This is a genomic window from Propioniciclava sp., from assembly GCF_047602245.1.
Taxonomy (GTDB): domain Bacteria; phylum Actinomycetota; class Actinomycetes; order Propionibacteriales; family Propionibacteriaceae; genus Propioniciclava.
Window position 1 is genome coordinate 2,192,015 of sequence record NZ_JASGHT010000001.1, and the last position, 19,507, is coordinate 2,211,521.

The 19,507-nt window shown below is 70.5% G+C and carries 17 protein-coding genes; 10 read left to right on the forward strand and 7 right to left on the reverse strand.

Going from position 1 to position 19,507, the window contains the following annotated elements; translation table 11 throughout:
- Positions 1-1,173 carry a hypothetical protein gene (locus tag QM708_RS10425; protein ID WP_415107824.1) on the reverse strand — a complete coding sequence of 391 codons (1,173 nt, stop codon included), beginning with the start codon at positions 1,171-1,173 and terminating at the stop codon, positions 1-3.
- Complete coding sequence (locus QM708_RS10430) at positions 1,170-2,054, reverse strand: glycosyltransferase family 2 protein (protein WP_415107827.1); 885 nt, start codon at positions 2,052-2,054, stop codon at positions 1,170-1,172. Before QM708_RS10430 ends, QM708_RS10425 begins: the two co-directional genes overlap by 4 nt.
- Positions 2,055-2,432: 378 nt before the next feature.
- Between QM708_RS10430 and QM708_RS10435 the strand changes: the two genes are divergently transcribed.
- Positions 2,433-3,296 (forward strand): glycosyltransferase, encoded by an 864-nt coding sequence (locus QM708_RS10435; protein WP_415107830.1) that lies wholly within the window; start codon positions 2,433-2,435, stop codon positions 3,294-3,296.
- Entirely contained in the window at positions 3,293-4,408 is a 1,116-nt protein-coding gene (locus QM708_RS10440) for a glycosyltransferase family 4 protein (protein WP_415107833.1), read from the forward strand. The genes QM708_RS10435 and QM708_RS10440 overlap by 4 nt, the downstream gene beginning before the upstream one ends.
- On the opposite strand, the gene QM708_RS10445 is transcribed toward QM708_RS10440, so the two are convergent.
- The 3 genes from QM708_RS10445 to QM708_RS10455 are packed head-to-tail and all read right to left on the reverse strand — an operon-like array spanning position 4,384 to position 7,436.
- Positions 4,384-4,731 carry a DUF2304 family protein gene (locus tag QM708_RS10445; protein WP_415107835.1) on the reverse strand — a complete coding sequence of 116 codons (348 nt, stop codon included), beginning with the start codon at positions 4,729-4,731 and terminating at the stop codon, positions 4,384-4,386. The two genes, QM708_RS10440 and QM708_RS10445, sit on opposite strands and share 25 nt — an antisense overlap.
- Positions 4,731-5,441 carry a glycosyltransferase family 2 protein gene (locus QM708_RS10450; RefSeq protein ID WP_415107838.1) on the reverse strand — a complete coding sequence of 237 codons (711 nt, stop codon included), beginning with the start codon at positions 5,439-5,441 and terminating at the stop codon, positions 4,731-4,733. The genes QM708_RS10445 and QM708_RS10450 overlap by 1 nt, the downstream gene beginning before the upstream one ends.
- Before the next feature lie 60 nt (positions 5,442-5,501).
- Positions 5,502-7,436 (reverse strand): DUF6541 family protein, encoded by a 1,935-nt coding sequence (locus tag QM708_RS10455; protein WP_415107841.1) that lies wholly within the window; start codon positions 7,434-7,436, stop codon positions 5,502-5,504.
- A gap of 94 nt (positions 7,437-7,530) precedes the next feature.
- On the opposite strand from QM708_RS10455, the gene QM708_RS10460 reads away from it, so the two are divergent.
- The 4 genes from QM708_RS10460 to QM708_RS10475 are packed head-to-tail and all read left to right on the forward strand — an operon-like array spanning position 7,531 to position 11,247.
- Positions 7,531-9,024 (forward strand): methylmalonyl-CoA carboxytransferase subunit 5S, encoded by a 1,494-nt coding sequence (locus QM708_RS10460; protein WP_415107843.1) that lies wholly within the window; start codon positions 7,531-7,533, stop codon positions 9,022-9,024.
- A gap of 5 nt (positions 9,025-9,029) precedes the next feature.
- Positions 9,030-10,589 (forward strand): acyl-CoA carboxylase subunit beta, encoded by a 1,560-nt coding sequence (locus QM708_RS10465; protein ID WP_415107846.1) that lies wholly within the window; start codon positions 9,030-9,032, stop codon positions 10,587-10,589.
- 11 nt (positions 10,590-10,600) lie between these two features.
- Positions 10,601-10,867: a hypothetical protein gene (locus tag QM708_RS10470; RefSeq protein WP_415107849.1), complete on the forward strand. Its 267-nt coding sequence runs from the start codon at positions 10,601-10,603 to the stop codon at positions 10,865-10,867.
- Positions 10,868-10,884: 17 nt separating this feature from the next.
- Positions 10,885-11,247, forward strand: coding sequence for a biotin/lipoyl-containing protein (locus QM708_RS10475; protein WP_415107852.1), 363 nt, complete (start codon positions 10,885-10,887; stop codon positions 11,245-11,247).
- Here the strand turns inward: QM708_RS10475 and QM708_RS10480 are convergent.
- Positions 11,244-12,278 carry a LacI family DNA-binding transcriptional regulator gene (locus QM708_RS10480; protein ID WP_415107855.1) on the reverse strand — a complete coding sequence of 345 codons (1,035 nt, stop codon included), beginning with the start codon at positions 12,276-12,278 and terminating at the stop codon, positions 11,244-11,246. The genes QM708_RS10475 and QM708_RS10480 overlap by 4 nt on opposite strands.
- A gap of 172 nt (positions 12,279-12,450) precedes the next feature.
- Between QM708_RS10480 and QM708_RS10485 the strand changes: the two genes are divergently transcribed.
- The 4 genes from QM708_RS10485 (at position 12,451) to QM708_RS10500 (ending at position 17,154) form a co-directional block, all read left to right on the forward strand.
- Positions 12,451-13,833: an ABC transporter substrate-binding protein gene (locus QM708_RS10485; RefSeq protein ID WP_415107858.1), complete on the forward strand. Its 1,383-nt coding sequence runs from the start codon at positions 12,451-12,453 to the stop codon at positions 13,831-13,833.
- Entirely contained in the window at positions 13,833-14,756 is a 924-nt protein-coding gene (locus QM708_RS10490) for a carbohydrate ABC transporter permease (protein WP_415107861.1), read from the forward strand. The genes QM708_RS10485 and QM708_RS10490 overlap by 1 nt, the downstream gene beginning before the upstream one ends.
- A gap of 12 nt (positions 14,757-14,768) precedes the next feature.
- Complete coding sequence (locus QM708_RS10495) at positions 14,769-15,605, forward strand: carbohydrate ABC transporter permease (RefSeq protein ID WP_415107864.1); 837 nt, start codon at positions 14,769-14,771, stop codon at positions 15,603-15,605.
- Positions 15,606-15,705: 100 nt separating this feature from the next.
- Positions 15,706-17,154, forward strand: a complete 1,449-nt coding sequence (locus QM708_RS10500) for a GH32 C-terminal domain-containing protein (RefSeq protein ID WP_415107867.1) — start codon at positions 15,706-15,708, stop codon at positions 17,152-17,154.
- On the opposite strand, the gene QM708_RS10505 is transcribed toward QM708_RS10500, so the two are convergent.
- Positions 17,139-19,505, reverse strand: coding sequence for a CHAT domain-containing protein (locus QM708_RS10505; RefSeq protein WP_415107870.1), 2,367 nt, complete (start codon positions 19,503-19,505; stop codon positions 17,139-17,141). The genes QM708_RS10500 and QM708_RS10505 overlap by 16 nt on opposite strands.
- Between the last annotated feature and the right edge of the window lie 2 nt (positions 19,506-19,507).

Below are 19,507 nucleotides of genomic sequence, written 5' to 3' on the forward strand. Positions count from 1 at the left end.
CTAGCGCACCCGCGCCTCGCCATCCGAGCGCCACGACGAGGCGCCGGCCACTCGGCGGTGGGCCGCCTCGTAGATCGCCGCCGAGGCGAGTTCGGAGGCCAGCAGCCCGGCGAAGACCCATACCAGCGCCCCCGCGAGAACGCCCAGCACGCACAGCCCGAGGGTGATCAGCGTCACCAGCGCGCGCAGGAAGGTGAGCAGCTTGGCGCGGCCGGCGCGGCGCAAGGCCGCGAACGGCAGCGTGGTCGCCAAGGCGGCGGCGCGCCAGGCGGAGGCGACCAGCAGCGGCGCCAGCAGTGACTGGGCCTGCCAGGCCGCGCCGAACAGAAGGCCGAACACGCCGGTGACGTCCAGGATCAGCAGTGCGACCGTGGCGGCGACGACTGCCGAGGACGCAAGCACGATGTCGCGGCCGGCATGCGCCTTCAGCAGGCGCAGCCGCAGGAAGGTCAGCGGGATGGCCAGCAGCCCGGTCACGGTGCTGACGGCCGCGAAGAGCACCGACGCCTGGGGTCCGAGCAGGAACAGGGTGAGCATATTGATCGCCGGCAGCGCCGCCCCGGTGATCGCGGTGTCGGCCACCACCCAGCGCCGGATCTGCGGCACCACCGGGCTGGCCCGGTGCCCCACCGGACGCCCGCGCACCAGCGCCGCCGCGGCGATGCCGATACCGACCGGCACGAAACCCCACGACTGGCCCGCCAGGATCGATGCGCCCAGGCCGGCCGCCGCGCCGAGACCGACGGCGGCCGAGCTGAGGATCTCGCGGTGGTCGCGGCGTTCGGCGACCGACACGCCTCGCCCGACCTCCAAGCAGCCGAGGGCCAGCGGCACGGCGAGCATGATCGCCCATCCCTGAGTGGGGAAGGCGGCCATCAGGGCGCCCGCCACCAGTCCCATCGCGGTGACGGCGTGCGGCACGACCACCCGGCGCGCGGTGCCCGTCGAGCTCAGCCGCGACTCGACGATCCAGGCGAACAACAACTGCCCGGTATACAGCCCGATCGTGACGGCGTTCGCGATCAGGCCCTGCTGCTGCGGCGTCATCAGCCCGCGCTGGGCGAGCCCCGCCGACACCGCCAGCGCGACGGTGGGCAGGATCGCGAGCACGGCGCCGCCGGCCATCGATCCGGCGCTGAGCAGCGCCCCGGCCAGCGGTGAGCGCGCGCTCACCGCGCCACCGCGGTCGCCTGGGATGCCCCGAACGTGCGCCCGAGCAGGCCTTCGAGGCGGCCGAGGAAGACCCACCAGCCGTCGGTGATCCGGTGCGTGGCCGGGTGCAGGACGCCGCTGAGCAGCCCCGCGCCCAGGAACGCGACCTGCCACCACCACGGGTAGTGCCAGCGGGCCAGCAGCCGGGCGGTGCCGCGGTTGTAGCCGCGCTGTTTGCGGCGGCGTTCGGCGTCCGACAGGCCGGTGGCCTCGCCGATGCCGCGGACGTGCACCTCGGGCGGGCACCACACGAACGCGTCGGTGTAGCCGTCGCGGCGCAGCCTCAGCAGCAGATCGGTGACCTCACCGGCCTGCCAGGGCGTCGAGGCCCCGGTGCCGATCTGCTCGTCGAAGCCGCCGACCGCCTCGAACGCCGAGCGGCGCACCAGTAGGCCCATCTCGATCACCGACCACACGGTGCGCTGGTCCACGGGGGTGCCGGGGGCCGGCAGGGTGAACTTGGGGCCGTGCTCATCGATCACGGTCAGGGCGCCGGTCACCAGGGCGGGGCCGAGGGCGCGCAGGGCGTCCGCACCGCCGCTGGGCAGCCAGGTGGTGTCGTTGGGGAACAGCAGCAGCGGATCGCCGTCGCGCAATGCCCGCACGCCGGCATTGCGGCCGCGCGCCGCCCCGCGCGGGGAGGTGATCGCCGAGACCGGGATGCCGCGCCCGCGGTACTCCTGGGCGAGAGCACGCACCTCGTCGGCATGGTCTTGTGCGACGAGGACGACCTGATCGTCGGCGGTCAGCTGGCCGTCCAGGGACTCCAGCAGGGTGCGCAGGGCCCCGACGCGCCCGAGGGTGGTGACCACCAGGGCGAGCGGGGTGACGGCGGGTGACATGCGGGTCCTCCAGATTCGGCTCGGTTCAGTCTAGGCACCCCGGCGGAGGTGGGCGCGGGGCCGCCAGCTAGCATCGAGGCGTGAAGATCGCGGTGGCCTTCGATTGCCTGTACCCCTTCACCACCGGCGGTGGTGAGAAGCAGTACATGCAGTTCGCGCGCGAGTTCGTGAAAAGCCGGCCACCAGGTCGATTACCTCACCCGCCGCCAATGGGACGGTCCCGCACCGGTCCTGGACGGCGTCCGTGCCGTCGATGTCAGCGGGCCGCTGACCCTGTACCGGGCCGACGGCGTCCGTATCCCGTCCACGGCCGCCCTCTTCGCCGCCCGGCTCGGCCGCTACCTGCTCGCGCACCGTCGTGACTACGACGCGGTCGTGGTGTCCGCCACGCCAGTGCTGAACGTGTTCGCGGCCCGGGCCGCGCTGGCCGGCACCCGCACGGTGCTCGCCGCCGACTGGCTCGAGGTGTGGACACCGGGGCAATGGCGGGAGTACTCCGGCCCGCTCGTCGGGCGGGTCGCGAACCTGCTGCAGGCGCTGGCCATCCGGCTGTCGCCGCTCGCGACGGGGCACAGCCGCCGTACTCAGGACGGCATTCTCGGCAGCGGCCTGCCGGCGGGCCGGTTCCTGCGCAGCCCGGGGCTTGTCCCCGAGATGGACCAGGTCACGCCTCGCCTCGGCGTCGCCGCCGAGCCGGGCCCGGTGCTGTTCGTGGGTCGTCACATCCAAGACAAGCGGGTCGAGACGATCCCGCCAGCCCTGGCGCTGGCCCGCCGCGACCAGCCCGGACTGCGGGCGGTCATCGGCGGCAGCGGCCCCGAGACGGACGCCGTGAAGCGCGCCGCGCGCGCGGCGGGTGTCGAGGACGCGGTCAGCTTTCCGGGGTTCGTCGCGGAGGATGAGCTGGCCCGGATGATGGGCGAGGCGTCCTGCCTGCTCAATCCGTCACGGCGGGAGGGGTACGGGCTGGTCGTCGTCGAGGCGGCCGCGCACGGGACGCCGTCGATCGTCACCGCCCACCCCGCCAACGCCTCCACCGAGCTGATCGCCGAGGGGGTCAACGGGTTCGTCGCGGCGTCCGCCTCGCCCGAGGACCTCGCCGAGGCGATCGGCCGCGTGCACGCCGGCGGTGAGGCGCTGCGCCGCTCGACGCGCGCCTGGTACGAGGACGCGATCCGCACCCGCACCATCGCCCGGACGGCGCAGGGCATCCTGGACGCCCTCGAGAAACGTCGCCGATGAGCACACGGATCCTGGTGGACCTGCTGTTCTTCACCGGCACGCGCGGCGGCATGGAGACGGTCGCGCGCCGGCTCTACTCCTCGCTGCCCGACGACGTCCTCGGGAGGGTCGAACTGGTCGGGCTCGCGTCGAGGGAACTCGCCAGGCAGGGAGCGGACTGGTTTCCCGGGGAGCTGATCGACTCCCGGATCCCGAGTTCCTCGGCGCCGGTCTGGGCGGTCGCCGAACTGCTGGCCGGCGCCTGGGAGCGGCGGGTGCGGCCGGACGTGATCCACTCCCCGGCGAACTTCGGTCCTTGGCTGACGCGGGCACCGCGCGTGGTCACCATCCACGACCTGCTGAGCTTCCGGCACCCCGAGTACGTTCCCGGACGCCTCGCCGCCGTGCAGCGGGCCCTGCTCCGGGGCACCGCGCGCGCGGCGAGTCGGGTGATCACCGTGAGCGAGGCCTCGGCCGCCGACATCGTCGGCTATCTCGGGGTCGCGCCCGGGAAGATCGACGTGGTGCCGCCGGCCGGCAGCGGACGCCACGCGGAGCCAGGCGAGCGTGAGGACCGGCTGCTGTTCAGTCTCGGCAACCGGTTGCCGCACAAGAACTTCCCGCTGCTGCTGGAGGCGCTCGCCCTGATCGAGCCGTCCGCCCGCCCTGGTCTGGTGCTGCCCGGCGGGGGAGCGGAGGATCCGCTGGCGCCGCTGGTCGAGCGGCTCGGCCTGGGCGGCAGCGTGCGCCTGGCGGGCTGGCTCGCCCAATCCGAGGTCGACCGGCTCTATGCGCGGGCGACCGCGCTGGTCTTCCCGACGCGGTTCGAGGGCTTCGGCCTGCCGGTGCTGGAGGCGATGTCGGCCGGCTGCCCGGTGCTGTGCTCCGACCTTCCGGTGCTGCGCGAGGTGGGTGCGGACGCCGCCGCCTACGTCGACACGACCTCGGCGGAACGCCTGGCCGAGGCGATCACCGCGCTGCTGGCCGATGCCCCGCGCCGGGCGGAACTGTCGGCGTCCGGGATCGCGCGGGCGGCGGAGTTCTCATGGGAGGCCACCGCGCGCGGCACGATTGCCTCGCTCGAACGTGCCGCCGCCGACGGCGTGGGTCAGGGACGGTCGCCGGGGAAGTAGCGGGCGCGGGCGTCCCGCAGCGCGATCCGGCGAGCCAGGCCGAACAGCACCCGGCGGTTCGCCTGGGCGCGGGCGTACTGCGTGATCGCGTAGACGACGAAGGTGGCGGCCAGGCCGTAGAGCAGCAGATCGGCGCCGCGCCCGATCCCGAGCAGGTTCGCCAGCGTGGTGGTCAGGCTGGGGAACAGCACGGTGATCACCATGACCACGGCGAGCAGGCTGATGCCGATCTTCTTCAGCGCGCTGACCGCGCTGGCCTTCTGGCGGGCGGCGAAGAAGAGCAGCCACAGCGCCACCAGGACGACGAGAACCTGCACCAACATCAGCGGCTCACCTTCCGTAACAGCGTGTCGAAGGCGATGTTGACGGCGTTGATCATCGACTGGCCCTTGGCCCGGCTGTAATCGGTGTAGATGATCTCCACCGGCACCTCGGTGTAGGTGTAGCGGTGGCTGCGGATGATCTCCAGGATCTCCGAGGCGTGCCCCATGTCGGGGATGGTGAGCTGGATCTCATCCAGGACGCGCTTGGTGAACACGCGCAGGCCGTTGTGGGTGTCGGTCAGATGGACGCCCGAGGTGGCGTTGCTGAAGGCGATGGCGGCGCGCAGCAGCCAGCGTTTGCCGCCGGACATGCCGACGGCTTCGGTGCCGAGGAAACGCGATCCGAGCACGAAGTCGGTGCCCTTCTCCTCGATGACCTCCAGCATCCGGGCGACATCCTCCAGCCGGTGCTGACCGTCGGCGTCGAAGGTCACCGCGTAACGGATGCCGGGAATCACCCGGGCGAATTCGAAGCCGGTCTGGAGGGCGGCTCCCTGGCCCATATTGATCGGATGATCGACGAGGTAGCCTCCGGCCGCGACGATCTGCGCCGCCGAGTCGTCACTGGAGCAGTCGTTCACGCACACCACATGGGTGTAGTGCGCGCGTACCCGCTCGATCACCTCACCGACGACTTGGCCCTCGTTGTAGACGGGGATGACGAATACGACATCGTCGCGCGCGGAATGCGCCTGGTTGTCGCCGGCCACGGCGCCCACCCTAGCGGATCGGGCGTCCGCAGCCGTGAGCGGTGTGCTCGGGTGAGGCGCCTAGCAGACGTCGATGCGGTACAGGACCGCCTCGCCCTCGCGATCGACCTCGGTGACGCCCGGGTTGACCGCGAGGTCCTCCAGGCCAGGGAACGGGTGGTGCGCGCCGTGCACCTCGCGGTCGCCGAAGTCGAGGGCGTAGCGGACGCCGAGAGCCCGCGCGGCGGGGCAGACCGCCGGATCGGTGGCGGCGTCGTCCAGAGCCAGGTTGAGCAGGTCGAGCTCAGGCCCGGAGGCGTAGAAGATGTGCTTGGTGGTGGTCGGGACGCCGGTGAACGCGTACAGCAGTGACGAGCCGTTCCACGGGTTGGCCGCGACCACGGCCCCGGGCTCGACGTGAGACGGCACCCGCTGGATGAGCGCGTACTCGTCGGTGCTGATCAGGGGCGCGTCGGCGGTGAGCGCGTAGGTGGACGACGTCTCGTCGACGGCTTCGTCCAGGTAACGGGTGCGCTGGGTGGTGCCGGCCACCGTGGCGACGACGAGCACTCCCGCCACGACCGTGGCGGTCGCGCTCGTGCCGGCGGACGCCGCCGTGAACCTGCCGGCGAGCCAGCCGGTGACGGCCTCCAGCCCCACCGCCGCCAGCGGGAAGGCAGCCACGGTGAGCAACGCCGCCAGACGGAAGGGGTCGTTGTAGTAGCCGCCGGTGAGCAGGTCGCGCAGGTCGCCCTCGGGGCCGCTCGCGGCGACCAGCCACAGCACGAGCGTGACCGCCCACGATGCGACGAGCCAGGCCTGGCGGCGCTGCCATGCGGCCACGATCCCGAGCGCCACGAGCAGGCTCACCACCCAGGCCGGCCCCCACCCGAGCGGGGCGTTGAGCAACGCCTGGCCGAAGGCGTCGGTGCGGGGCATCCGCGGCGGCCAGGGCAGATCGTCGGGACGTCCGACCTGCCAGGCGTAGCCGAACACGGGCAGGCAGGCCACCATCAGTACGATCCGGAGCCAGCCGGCCGCCGGCGCCACCTGTTTCGCGACCAGTGCCCGGGTCTCGCGCACGATCTGGACCAGCAGCATCGGCGTGGCGATGGCGAACAGGGAGAGCACCGCGGACGGGTGGCTCAGGAAGAGCCCCGGCAGTGCCAGCCCGCCCAGCAGCAGCGCGCGCGGGTCGTAGCGGGCCTCGCGTCCCAGTCCGAGTGCCTCGACCGTCAGCCCGACCGCCGCGGGCAGCAGCGTCAGGCCGGTCAGGTTCGGGTAGAGGACGCCGAACTTGATCAGCAGCAGCGGGAAGCCGGTGAAGGACGCGGCCAGGACGCCGGCGCCCAGGGCGGCGGCCGGGCCGGTGGGGGCCAGCGTCCGGACCAGGAACAGCGCCCCCAGCGGCCAGGCCACGGCCACGATCGCCCATACCGCGGCGGTGAGCGCGACCGTGATGCTGCCGGGGAAGGCCAGGAGCACCAGCGAGGCGAGATCGTGGAACGCGGCCGGGTAGAAGGTGTGGACGCCTGGGCCCTCCAGGCCACCGGCGGCGAGGGAGGAGCCGTTGTGGCTGGCGGCCATGAAGCGGGTCAGGGACAGGTGATAGATGTTGTCGAAGGTCTGCGAGAAGGCGTCCGGGCGGTCGAACACGTTGCGCAGATGGCGTAGCCACAGCACCATGGCGACCGCGGCGGCGGCCCACCACGGCCATTGCTCGCGCAGCGGGGTGCGGGTCTCGGCGGGCGGCAGCCAGCGGGCCAGCGCCCGGCGGAGCGCCCAGGCGAGGCCGGACAGAACGGCGGCGGTGGCCAGCGGCGTCCACCACCCCCACGGAATACCCGCGGCGGCCCCGGCGATCGCGCCCACGCTGATCGCGGTGAACGAGAGCGCGGGGGCCAGGGCGGCAGCGCCGAAACCGCGGCGTCCGGCGGCCAGCGCGATCGCCAGGCCCGGCAGGAGGACGAGCGCGACCGCGAACAGCAGCGGGCCAGCGAAGGCGAGCCAAGACATGACGTCCATCTTCCCAGACAATTTTTAGTGCGGTATTCCTGGGTTATTGGTCTCTCCTACGCATTGTAGGAGGAAAGGTGGCAGGATGATCCCCATGACTGCACGAACCATCGGCGTGACCGAGGTCGCGCTCCGCGATGCGCATCAGAGCTTGATGGCCACCCGCATGGCCATGGAGGACATGGTCGATGCCTGTACCGATATCGACCAGGCCGGCTACTGGAGCGTCGAGTGCTGGGGCGGGGCCACCTATGACTCCTGTATCCGCTTCCTCAACGAGGACCCGTGGAAGCGCCTGCGCACCTTCCGTGAACTGATGCCCAATAGCCGCCTGCAGATGCTGCTGCGCGGCCAGAACCTGCTCGGCTACCGCCACTACGAGGACCACGTCGTCGACCGCTTCGTGGAGAAGTCCGCCGAGAACGGCATGGACGTCTTCCGCGTCTTCGACGCCCTCAACGACCCGCGCAATATGGAGCGCGCGATGAAGGCGGTCAAGAAGACCGGCAAGCACGCCCAGGGCACCATCTGCTACACGATCTCCCCGCTGCACACCACCGAGGGCTACATCAAGCTCGCCGGCCAGCTGCTCGACATGGGGGCTGAGTCCATCGCGCTGAAGGACATGGCCGCGCTGCTGCAGCCGCAGCCCGCCTACGACATCGTCAAGGGCATCAAGGACACCTACGGCGACGTGCAGATCAACGTGCACTGCCACTCCACCACCGGCGTGACGCTGGTCAGCCTGATGAAGGCGATCGAGGCCGGCGCCGACGTGGTCGACACCGCGATCAGCTCGATGAGCCTGGGCCCGGGCCACAACCCGACCGAGTCGCTGGTGGCGATGCTGGAGGGCACCGAATACACCACGAACCTCGACATGGATCGCCTGCTGAAGATCCGTGACCACTTCGCGAAGGTGCGCCCCAAGTACGCCGAGTTCGAGTCGGCGACCCTGGTCGACACCGACATCTTCTCCAGCCAGATCCCCGGCGGCATGCTCTCCAATATGGAGAGCCAGCTCAGGGCCCAGGGCGCGGGCGACCGCATCCGCGAGGTGATGGAGGAGGTGCCGCTGGTCAAGGCGGACGCCGGCCACCCGCCGCTGGTCACCCCGTCGAGCCAGATCGTCGGCACCCAGGCCGTGTTCAACGTGCTGATGGGCAAGTACAAGGTGCTCACCGGTGAGTTCGCCGACCTGATGCTCGGCTACTACGGCGAATGCATCGGCGAGCGCAATGCCGAGGTCATCGAGATCGCGCAGGCGCAGACCAAGAAGGAGCCGATCGAGGTCCGCCCGGCCGACCTGCTCGAGCCCGAGTGGGAGACGCTGGTGGCCGACGCCGCCAAGCTGGAGGGTGCCGACGGAACCGATGAGGACGTGCTGACCTACGCCATGTTCCCGTCGGTGGCGCCGGGCTTCTTCGCCAAGCGCGGCGAAGGCCCCAAGAACGTCGGTAAGACCGCCGAGCAGATGGCCGAGCAGGCCGCTGCCAAGGGTGACTCCGACCGCGCGGTCCGCGGTCCGATCACGTACAAGGTGTCCCTCGGTGGACGCGACCACTCCGTCACCGTGGAAAGGGCGTGACAGTCATGGCCAAGAAGCCATTGAGCATGGAAGAGCAGGTCGAGGCCGTCCACAAGCGGCGCAACAAGGACCGGCTCGGCGGCGGCGAGGCGCGGCTGCAGAAGCAGCGCGACGCCGGCAAGCTGACCGCGCGCGAGCGCATCGACGCGCTGCTGGACGAGGACACCTTCCAGGAGATCGGGCTGTTCCGCCGCAACCGCACCGTCACCTTCGGTATGGATGTCGCGGACATGCCGGCCGACGGCGTCATCACCGGCACCGGCGCGGTGCTGGGGCGTCCGGTGCACATCGCCAGCCAGGACTTCACCGTCGTGGGCGGCTCCGCGGGTGAGACCCACTCCAAGAAGGTCGTCGACATGATGGAGTCCGCGCTCAAGTGCGGCACCCCGTTCGTGTTCGTCAATGACTCCGGCGGCGCGCGTGTCCAAGAGGGCATTGACTCGCTGTCCGGCTACGGCCAGGTGTTCTACAGCAATGTGAAGCTGTCGGGCGCGGTGCCGCAGATCTCGATCATCTCCGGCCCGTGCGCGGGTGGCGCGGCCTACAGCCCGGCGCTGACCGACTTCATCATCCAGACCCGCAAGGCGCACATGTTCATCACCGGCCCCGGCGTCATCGCCTCGGTCACCGGTGAGAAGGTCACCCAGGACGCCCTGGGCGGCGCGGATGCGCACATGGGCGTCTCGGGCGTCAACCACTTCGTGGCCGACGACGACACCCAGGCGATCCTGATCGCCAAGAAGCTGCTGAGCTTCCTGCCGCAGAACAACACCGAGGATCCGCCGGTCATCGACCCCGACCCCTACGTCGACCCCGACGAGCAGATGCTGGGCATCGTCCCGGTCGAGGGCACCAAGGGCTACGACGTCCGTAAGGTGATCGCCCGCTTGGTCGACCACAGCGACTTCCTCGAGGTGCAGGCCGGCTACGCGATGAACATCGTGATCGGCTTCGCCCGGATCAACGGCCGCAGCGTCGGCGTGGTGGCGAACCAGCCGAACGTGATGGCGGGCGTGCTCGACATCAACGCCTCCGACAAGGCGAGCAAGTTCATCCGCTTCTGCAACGCGTTCAACATCCCGCTGGTCACCCTGGTCGACGTCCCCGGCTTCCTGCCCGGCGTCGCGCAGGAGCACGGCGGCATCATCCGCCACGGCGCGAAGATGCTGTACGCGTACTCGGCGGCGACCGTCCCGAAGATCACCGTCGTGCTGCGCAAGGCTTACGGCGGCGCCTACCTGGCGATGTGCTCCAAGGACTTGGGCGCCGACCAGGTGTTCGCCTGGCCGACCGCCGAGATCGCGGTGATGGGTGCCGAGGGTGCGGCCAACGTGGTGTTCCGCCGTGAGATCGAGGCAGCCGAGGATCCGGCGGCCAAGCGCGAGGAACTCGTCGAGGAGTACCGCAACACCTTCTCCACGCCGTTCGTCGCCGCATCCCGCGGCCTGGTCGACGACATCATCAACCCCGAGGACACCCGCCGCAAGGTGGCGATGGCCCTTGAGGTGCTGATCAACAAGCGCGAACTGCGGCCGGCCAAGAAGCACGGCCTCGGCCCGGTCTGATCGGAGCGCTCATGTCTGACGATGTCAATGCCGAACTGCTGGCAGCGGTCAAGCTGCTGACCGAGCGGGTCGTGACCCTGGAGACCGAGATCAAGGGCATCAAGCTGCTGAATGCGCAGAATGTGCCTGAGGAGACCATCGTCGCCATCGCGGCCGCGGTGGCCGCCTACCTCGGTCACCGCGCCAAGCGCCGCCAGGCGCACTTCACCCAGTCCTCCGCCTGGCAGTCGACGACCCGTCGCTCTCAGCACGTCCACGCACCGCTGCACCTGCGGTGATCTGAAAGGCACAACCCATGAAGTTGAAGGTGACCGTCAACGGGATCCCGTATTCCATCGAGGTCGACGTTCAGGAAGAAGAGAAGCGCGATGTCGGCGCGATCGTGATCGGCGGCGGTGGTACCGGTGCGCCGGTGGCGACCACGGCGTCGGTGCGCGCGACCTCCGCCAACGCGGTGACCGCGCCCCTGTCGGGCTCGGTGTCGCGGATCCTGGTCGAGGAGGGTGAGGAGATCAGCGCCGGCCAGGTGCTGTGCGTCCTGGAGGCCATGAAGATGGAGACCGAGATCACCGCGCCGGCCGACGGCAAGGTGGCACGCATCCTCGTCGCGAAGGGCGACTCCGTCGCCGGTGGCGAGGCCCTGATCGAACTGGGCTAGTTCGCCGACAGGTCGCGCACCGAGCCCCGCCAGATCAGCGGCATGGGCAGGACGGCGTGACGCAGCTCCTGGGCGCCGAGAAGCATCTCGGCGCCCAGTCTGCCCATCTCCTCGTACGGCAGCCGCGCGGTGGTCAGTCCGGGCCGGTGGTAGGCCGCCACCTCTTCGTCGTCGAAGGAGATCACCGAGACGTCCTCGGGAATCCGCAGCCCGAGTTCGGTCAGCGCCTGGTAGATGCCGAACGCCACATTGTCGTTGGCGGCGATCAGCGCGGTGAGGCCGGGGCGCTCGGCCATCAGCCGCAGCGTCGTCTCGTACCCGGTCGGCGGCGACCACAGCTCCATCGGTGCGCAGGCCGGCTCGACTCCCGCTGCGGCGAGGGTCTCGTTGATGGCCCGGAAGCGGGAACCGATCGTGACGGTGCGGCGCGGATCGACGGTGATGGTCGCATCGAGTTCGCCCAGGACGCCGATGTGCCGGTGCCCGGCGTCCAGGATGCTCTGCGCGACCGCGCGCCCCGCGCCGGCCTCGTCGGGCAGGATGCTGGGGTGATCGTCGGAGGTGGTGCCGTTGATGATGACCAGGGGGGTGTCGGTCGGCACCTCGGGAACGTCGACCATGCGCGCGCCCATCAGGGCGACGGCGATGCCGTCCACGCGGCGGTCGAGCATGGCCGAGATGGCCTCGCCCAGGGCGTCCGGTTCGCTGCCGGTCTCGGCCATGAACACCGTGTGGCGGTGCTCCCGGGTGGCGTTCAGCGCGCCGACGATCATATTGGTGGCGTAGCGGGTGATGGTCACCTGATCGCTGATCAACCCGATGGCTCGGGTCTTGCCCGAGCGCAGGCTCTGGGCGACCGGGTTGGGCCGGTAGTCGAGTTCGGACGCCGCCGCGCGCACCCGCTCGATGGCCTCGGCGGACAACCGCGAGCCTGGCTTGTTGTTGAGGATCATGCTCACCGCGGACTTCGACATCCCCGAGCGCTCGGCCACGTCGGCGAGGGTCACGCGCGAGCCGGACTTTCTGCGCATCGCGAATCATCTCCCTTGCTGAGAACCCGGGGCCCATTTCAGCACATAGCCTTGTCGCCGCGCGCGGGGTGGTGTTAACGTTCCGCTGCTAAAAGGATTTAGCATCCGTGGCAACCGGCCCGTCGTAACCCGCGACCGGGCACGGAGCCTCCACCCGCAGGGGAGCAACATAGTGGTTGATCTCAGTCGCCGGGCAGTCATCGGGCTGGCCGGCCTCGGCGCGATAGGCACGGCCGTCTCCTGGCCACGCCTCACCGGCGCCGATATTCCAGGACGGGGGCAGAAAGCGCTCACCGTCGCGCTGTTCGGAACCCAGCAGGACGCCCTCGCGCGCCAGAAGCTGGTCGACGGCTTCCAGAAGAAGAACCCCGGCATCGCTGTGCGCATCGTGGCGATCCAGGGCCAGGACTGGAGCGAGTACTTCGCGAAGATCCTCACCATGATCGCGGCCGGAACACCGCCGGACGTCGTCACCGTGGCCACCGAGGGAACGCAGCTGTTCGCCTCGCGGATGGCCCACCCGATCGACGAGTACGTCCAGCGGGACGCCGACGAGATGAAGGAGTACTTCGACGACGTCCACCCCTCACTGATCGAGTCGTTCCTCTACAAGGGTCACCTGTACCAGCTGCCCGACAATTTCAACGCCGCGAACGTGTTCTACAACACCCAGGCACTGGAGCGCTCCGGCATGGGGCGCCCCGACGAGAACTGGGACATCGACGACTTCTTCACCCTCGCCCGGGCGATGAAGAAGGGGGCCTCAGGCACCTTCCTGCCGTACTTCTGGAACAACCGGTTGTGGGGCGGCGTGGTGCCGTGGCTCTATGTCAACCAGACCAGCTTCCTCACCGAAGAGAAGGCGCCTGGCGGCGAGTGGTTCTGGGAGAAGTTCTACCCCGGCATCCCCCCGCGCGGCGGCGGCTACCTGTGGGAGAACGCGGACGCGCTCAACGAGCGCACCGTCGAGAGCTTCTCGGTGCTGCAGCGGCTCGTCTCCGAGGGCTTGGCGGCCAACCCGGCCCAGGGCGGCGGGAACGAGCTGGTGGCGCTGTTCTCGACCGGCCAGGTCGGCATGACCCCGGCCGGCGGCTTCTGGGTGAAGGGCCTCAAGGAGGCCGGCGTCGGCAACGACGACTACGACGTCACCTTCTTCCCGAAGATGCGCGGCCAGCGGCACCAGTTCGGTGCCGGCGGCTACGCCATCATGGCGACCTCCGAGCGCAAGGACGAGGCCTGGCAGTGGCTGAAGTACTGCGTGTCGTATGAGGGCATGGCCATCGCCCACCCCGACCCGGACTCGTCGATTCCGCGCCGGTCGCTGAACACCGAGCGCTACAACGCCGGCGTCGGTCCCAAGCACTGGCAGGTGTTCTACGACACGCTGGAGAAGTTCCCCGACACCGGACCCATGCCGGCACCGCCGCAGCAGGCTGCCGTCGAATCCGCGCTGATCAAGAACGTCGTCACGACGATCACCAACGGCCCCGACGGCGTCCGTCGCGGTCTGGAGACGATGCAGCGTGACCTCGAACTCGCACTGAAGGGACGATGATGTCCACTACCCCAACCCCCAAGGCCTCCAAGCCCGGCTCCGATCCGCTGTCGAGGAAGAACCGCACGCTGACCTGGGTCTTCCTCGCGCCCACCGTGATCGGTCTGGGCCTGTTCAACTTCCTGCCGATCATCATCTCCACCGTGCTGGCGTTCTTCCAGTGGGACATCATCACCGCGCCCCGGTTCGTCGGCCTGAACAACTTCGCCGAACTCGTGACGAACCCGACCGTCGCGACATCGTTCCTGAACACCATCGGCTTCGTCGTCGTCGCGGTCATCGTCCAGCTGGCCGTCGCGCTCTTGCTGGCGTTGCTGGTGCAGTCCAAGATGCCGAACTGGCTGCGGACCTTCTTCCGCTCGGCGCTGTTCTTCCCGCTGATCCTGTCGGCCGCCTCGGTCTCGCTGATCATGGCCTACCTGTTCAACCAGGAGTTCGGCCTGATCAACCAGTTCCTCGGCCTGCTGGGCATCGGCAAGGTCGGCTGGCTGACCACCGGCTTCGGTGCCAAGGTCGTCGTGCTGATCGTGTACGTGTGGCAGAACTTCGGGCTGACCTTCCTGCTGTTCATCGGTGGCATCGCGGGCATCCCCAAGGAGGTCTACGAGGCGGCGTCCATCGACGGCGCGACCGGCTGGGCGCAGTTCCGCAACATCACCCTGCCGCTGATCAGCCCGACGCTGCTGGTGGCGTCCGTGATGGCCATCATCAACGCGCTGCAGATCTTCGATCAGCCGTGGGTTCTGACCCGCGGTGGCCCAGGTGACGAGACCCGGACCGCGGTCATGGTGATCTACGAATCGGCGTTCCGTGAGCTCAACTTCGGTGGCGCCTCCGCCATCGGCATCGTGCTCACGCTGCTGATCATGGTGGTCACCGGGATCCAGTTCAAGCTCAGCCAGCGTTACGTCTTCTACGGGTGAGGTGGAGAACCAATGAGCAGCATCGAAGCAGTTGAGAAGCGTTCTCCGTTGTACGCCGTCGGCACCGCAGGCAAGTACCTGATCCTGGCGTTGGGCACCTTCCTGACGCTCGGCCCCGTGGTGTGGACGTTGTGGGTGTCGCTGACCCCCAGCGACGTCGAGACCAATGTCACGACCTTTGGCCTGGCGGCCTTCGCCGACGTGTTCAAGAAGATCCCGGTGTGGCTGTACATCTGGAACAGCGCCTTGGTCACCGCGATCGTCGCGGTCGGGCAGATGCTGAGCGCGGCCATGGCGGGCTACGTGTTCGCCCGGTTCGAGTTCCGCAGCAAGAAGATCCTGTTCAGCCTGATCCTGGCGACGATGATGGTGCCGATGCAGGTCACCATCGTCCCGGTGTTCATGCTGATCCGCGGCATGGGCCTGGCGGACACACTGCTGGCCCTGATCATCCCGGCGCTGCCGACCGCGTTCGGCACGTTCCTGATGCGGCAGTACTTCATGGGTCTGCCGGCCGAACTCGGCGAGGCGGCCGAGATCGACGGAGCCGGTCCGTGGGGGACCTTCTTCAAGATCTACCTGCCGCTGTCGACCCCGGGTCTGGCCATCGTCGGCATCCTGGCGTTCAACTACCACTGGAACGAGTTCTTCCGGCCACTGATCATGACGATCAGCGACCAGAACTTCACCCTGCCGCTCGGCCTGGTCACCCTGCAGGGCAACCTGGGCACCGGCAGCGTGTCGACCGTGCTCGCGGGCGTCATCATCTCGATGATCCCGGCACTGGTGGTCTTCGTGTTCGGCCAGAAGCCGCTGCGCGACGGCCTCACCGCCGGCGTCGGCAAGTAAAGTGGTCTGACGAGGCCCGCCGGATGTGCTCCGGCGGGCCTCCGTCGCTGTTTCCCTCCCCTGTTCCTGATCGAGAGAGCCTTCCGCCGCCATGCACTACGTGCCGCCTGCCAACTGGTTGAACGACCCCAACGGTCTGGTCTTCCACAAGGGCCGCTATCACCTGTTCTTCCAGTACAACCCGTACGGGAACACCCACGCGCACATGAGCTGGGGGCACGCCTCCAGCACCGATCTGGTCACCTGGCAGGACCATCCGGTGGCGCTGTGGTGCACCGAGGAGGAGCAGATCTACTCCGGGTCGGCGGTGGTCGACCACGGCAACACCAGCGGCCTGGGTACCGCGGCCGATCCCGCGCTGGTCGCCATCTACACCGCGCACCGCCGCGAGCCCCGGCACCAGGCGCAGTCGATCGCCTACAGCCTCGACGACGGTCTCACCTGGACGATGTACGACGGCAACCCGGTCGCCGATCGTGGCTCCACCGACTTCCGCGACCCGAAGGTCTTCCGCTGGCAGGGCGAGACCGGCTCCTACTGGGTGATGCTGGCCGTGGAGGCGATCGACCGCCAGGTGGTGCTCTACCGCTCCGACGACCTGCTGCACTGGAGCTACCTGTCGGCCTTCGGCCCGGCCGGATCGGTCAACGGCATCTGGGAATGCCCCGACCTGTTCCCGCTGCAGATCGACGGCACCGGCGAGACCCGCTGGGTGCTGCTGGTCAGCCTCGGGCCGACCGGCGATCCGGACGTGCCCGGCATGCAGTACTTCGTCGGCGACTTCGACGGGACGACCTTCACCGCCGACGAGGCCGGGCACCGGTGGCTCGATCACGGCCCCGACTACTACGCGGGCGTCACCTTCGACAACCTGCCCGCCGAACATCGCACCCTGATCGCCTGGATGGACAACTGGGTCTACGCCCGGGACGCCCCGCTGCGCAACGCCACCCGCGGGGCGATGACGCTGGCGCGCCGGCTGGCCCTGGCCTCGACGCCCTCAGGGCCGCGGGTCACCCAGTTGCCGGTGCTGCCCGCACTGGACTGGGCGCAGGCGGTGGCGTCCGATCGGTGGGCAGCGCCCGAACCGGTCGAAGGCGATCGGGTGCTGCAGGCACGGCTGCGCCTCGGGGCGGACGCCCGCGCCGAGCTCCGGCTGCGGACCGCACCCGACGGCTCCGGGGGCGTGGTCGTGACGGTGACCCGTGATGAGATCCTGCTCGATCGCACGGACGCCGCCGGCGGCGTCTATCCGGCCTGGACCAATGTGCACCGCGTGCCGCGCCCGCGCGCCGGCGCCGAGGCCGACCTGCTGGTGGTGCTCAGCGAGTTCTCACTGGAGGTGTTCGCCGACGGCGGCACCGTGTCGATCACCAGCCTGATCCTGCCCCAGGCCGATCACCGGTCCGCGTCGCTCGGCGCGGCCGCGGGCGACGTGGCGATCGAGTCGCTGCGCTGGGGACGCCCGCGTGCGGCGTCCGTTGAGAAGGCCACCGCTGAGAAGGCCACCGCTGAGAAGGCCACCGCCGGGGCTCACGCCGCGCCGTAGGCGCAGAACAGCCAGGCCGGATCGTCGCCCGCGCACCGCTCGAGCGCGGTCGCGGCGTCCAGGCCGGCCAGCAGGCCCGCGTGCAGCGCGGGCATCATCGCGGCGGCGGTCGCGTCCGGAACCGGCCCGCAGGCCGCCACCACGGTGCGGCCACCGCAGGCGAGCAACGCGGCGGTGAGCCCGAGCGCCTCATCGCCCGGGCGCGGCTGCGACCGGCCCACCTCGCAGGCGGACAGCACGATCAGCCCGGCCCGCACCCCGACCCGCTGGATGGTGTGCGCGTAGGCGGGCCCGTCGGTCAGGCGGATGGAGGAGAACATCGGGCTCTGCTCGTGATGGGTGCCGTGCGCGGCGACGTGCACCACCCCGGGCGCGGCGACCGCGTCCAGCAGCGCAGCCCGGTCGGCGTCCGGGCCGGTGAGCAGCATCCCGCCGCGCAGCGCGGCGACGTCCGTCGCCTCGGCGCTCGCCCGCTCCAGGCCGGGGCCGGCCAGGGCGGTAGTGCGGGCGTCCGGGCCTGCCGCCGGGGTGGTGGCCCGTTCGAGCCAGGCGGTCGCCGCCGGCGCCACCACGATCGGCCGCCCGGCCAGGCCGGGCACCAGACGCCAGGCCACCGGTCCCAGGATCTCGGAGGGAATCACGACCACCTGGTCACAGGCGGACGCCGGAACGGCCGGGGCCAGCAGATCGCCCAGGTGCCGGGCCGAGGCCTCCAGCGAGGCCCGGACGACGGCGTGCAGCGCGGGATCGGCCACCCGGGACAGCGCCAGCGCGTCCGCGGCGATCCGGGAGGCCGCCTCGCGCCAGGACTCCTCGGTGCCCAGCCGGCTGAGTCGCTCGCGTCCGTCGCCCAGGGTGAGGGCGAGCACCTCGCCGCGATGACGGATCAGGCTGATCAGCCCGGTGCGCCGGCTGCGCAGCGCCGCGCGCATCGCCGCCAGAGAGGCCGGGCGCAGATCGGTCTCGGTCACCGGCGCCCCGGGCACGATCCACGGCAACCGCCGGGCGACACTGCGCCAGCGCTCGCTGGCCCGATACACCGCGGGGACGCCGCCGTCAGCGAGCGCGAGCGCCACGTCGAGCTCCCGCAGCCGCCGGCCGTGCACGGCGAGCGCGGTGCGCGACTCGAGATCGCTCTGCCCGGCCTGATGCCGGGCCAGCAGTTCGGCCGCCGCGGCGAGGGCGGCGTCGGCGCTGCGCCGGCGTCCGAGCGCGGCATGGACGCGTGCCCGCGCCAGGCCGGTGCGCAGGGTGTCGCTCAGCGGTGCGGCGCCGCGTGAGAACCGGCCGAGCGCCACGGCCGCGGCCTGGTCCTGCCCGGCGTGCACGAGCGCGGTGGCCAGCAAGGCGCGTGCCATCGGGTCGTTGCCGTCGGTGAGGCTCCTGGCTTCGGCCACCAGCCGGCTGCTGCCGGCACGGGATCCGGGGCGTTCGGCGTCCATCAAGCCGGCCTCCAGAGCGACCAGGCGGGCGCGCCGTGCCCACGTGGAGGCGCCCAGGCGTTCGAACGACCGTGCGGCGCGGCGGGCCAGGGCGCGGGCGTGCGCCGGGTCGTCGCGTAACAGGGCGAGCCGCGCCTGCTCCATCCAGGTCTCAGCCAGGTCGAGCCGCCCGCCGGACGCGGAGGCCACGCCCGCGGCCTCGCTGAGCAACGGGCCCGCCTCGTCGGTCAGGCCGACCTCCATCAGTGCCCGGGCGTGGCCGAGCAGCGCGGCGACCGGCTGCACGTCGGGGGCGAGTGCGGAGGCCCGCGCCATCAACTCCAGTGCGGTCGGCACGTCACCGAGCCTCAGGGCGAGCGCACCACGGTTGTGCAAGGCGGCGACCTGTATGTCGAGGTGGCCGTACAAGGCGGCCATCTCCTCCGCGCGCCGTAGCGGCTCCTCGCTGGCTGACTCGTCTCCGAGGAATTGGCGGCCCAGCCCGCGGTTGAGTTCGACCGCGCAGGCCGCGCGCGACGGCAGCAGGGGGTGGCCGGCCAGCCCGTCGTACAGCGTCACCGACTCCTGCCAGCGGCCCGAACGTCCGAGCAGCGCGGCACGCTGCACGCGGGTCAGGACGCCGACCGTTGCCGCCTCGGGGTGGGCGTGTCCGATGACGGCGAGCTTTTCGGCTTCGTCCAGCAGTGCCAACGCCCCGTCCAAGCCGATCCGGTCGTGCTCGGCGGCCGCCAGGGTGACCAGCGTGCGCCCGCGCAGCACCCGGGCCTCGTCGCCACCGGCGCGTGAGGCCTGGTCGACGGCGCGGCGCAGCAGCCGGCGCGCGGTGGCGACGCGCCCAGACCCGAGCTCGCCCAGCGCCTGCTGGACGAGCGTGGCGACGGCATCGGCCGGAGTCGAGGGAGCGGTCATCG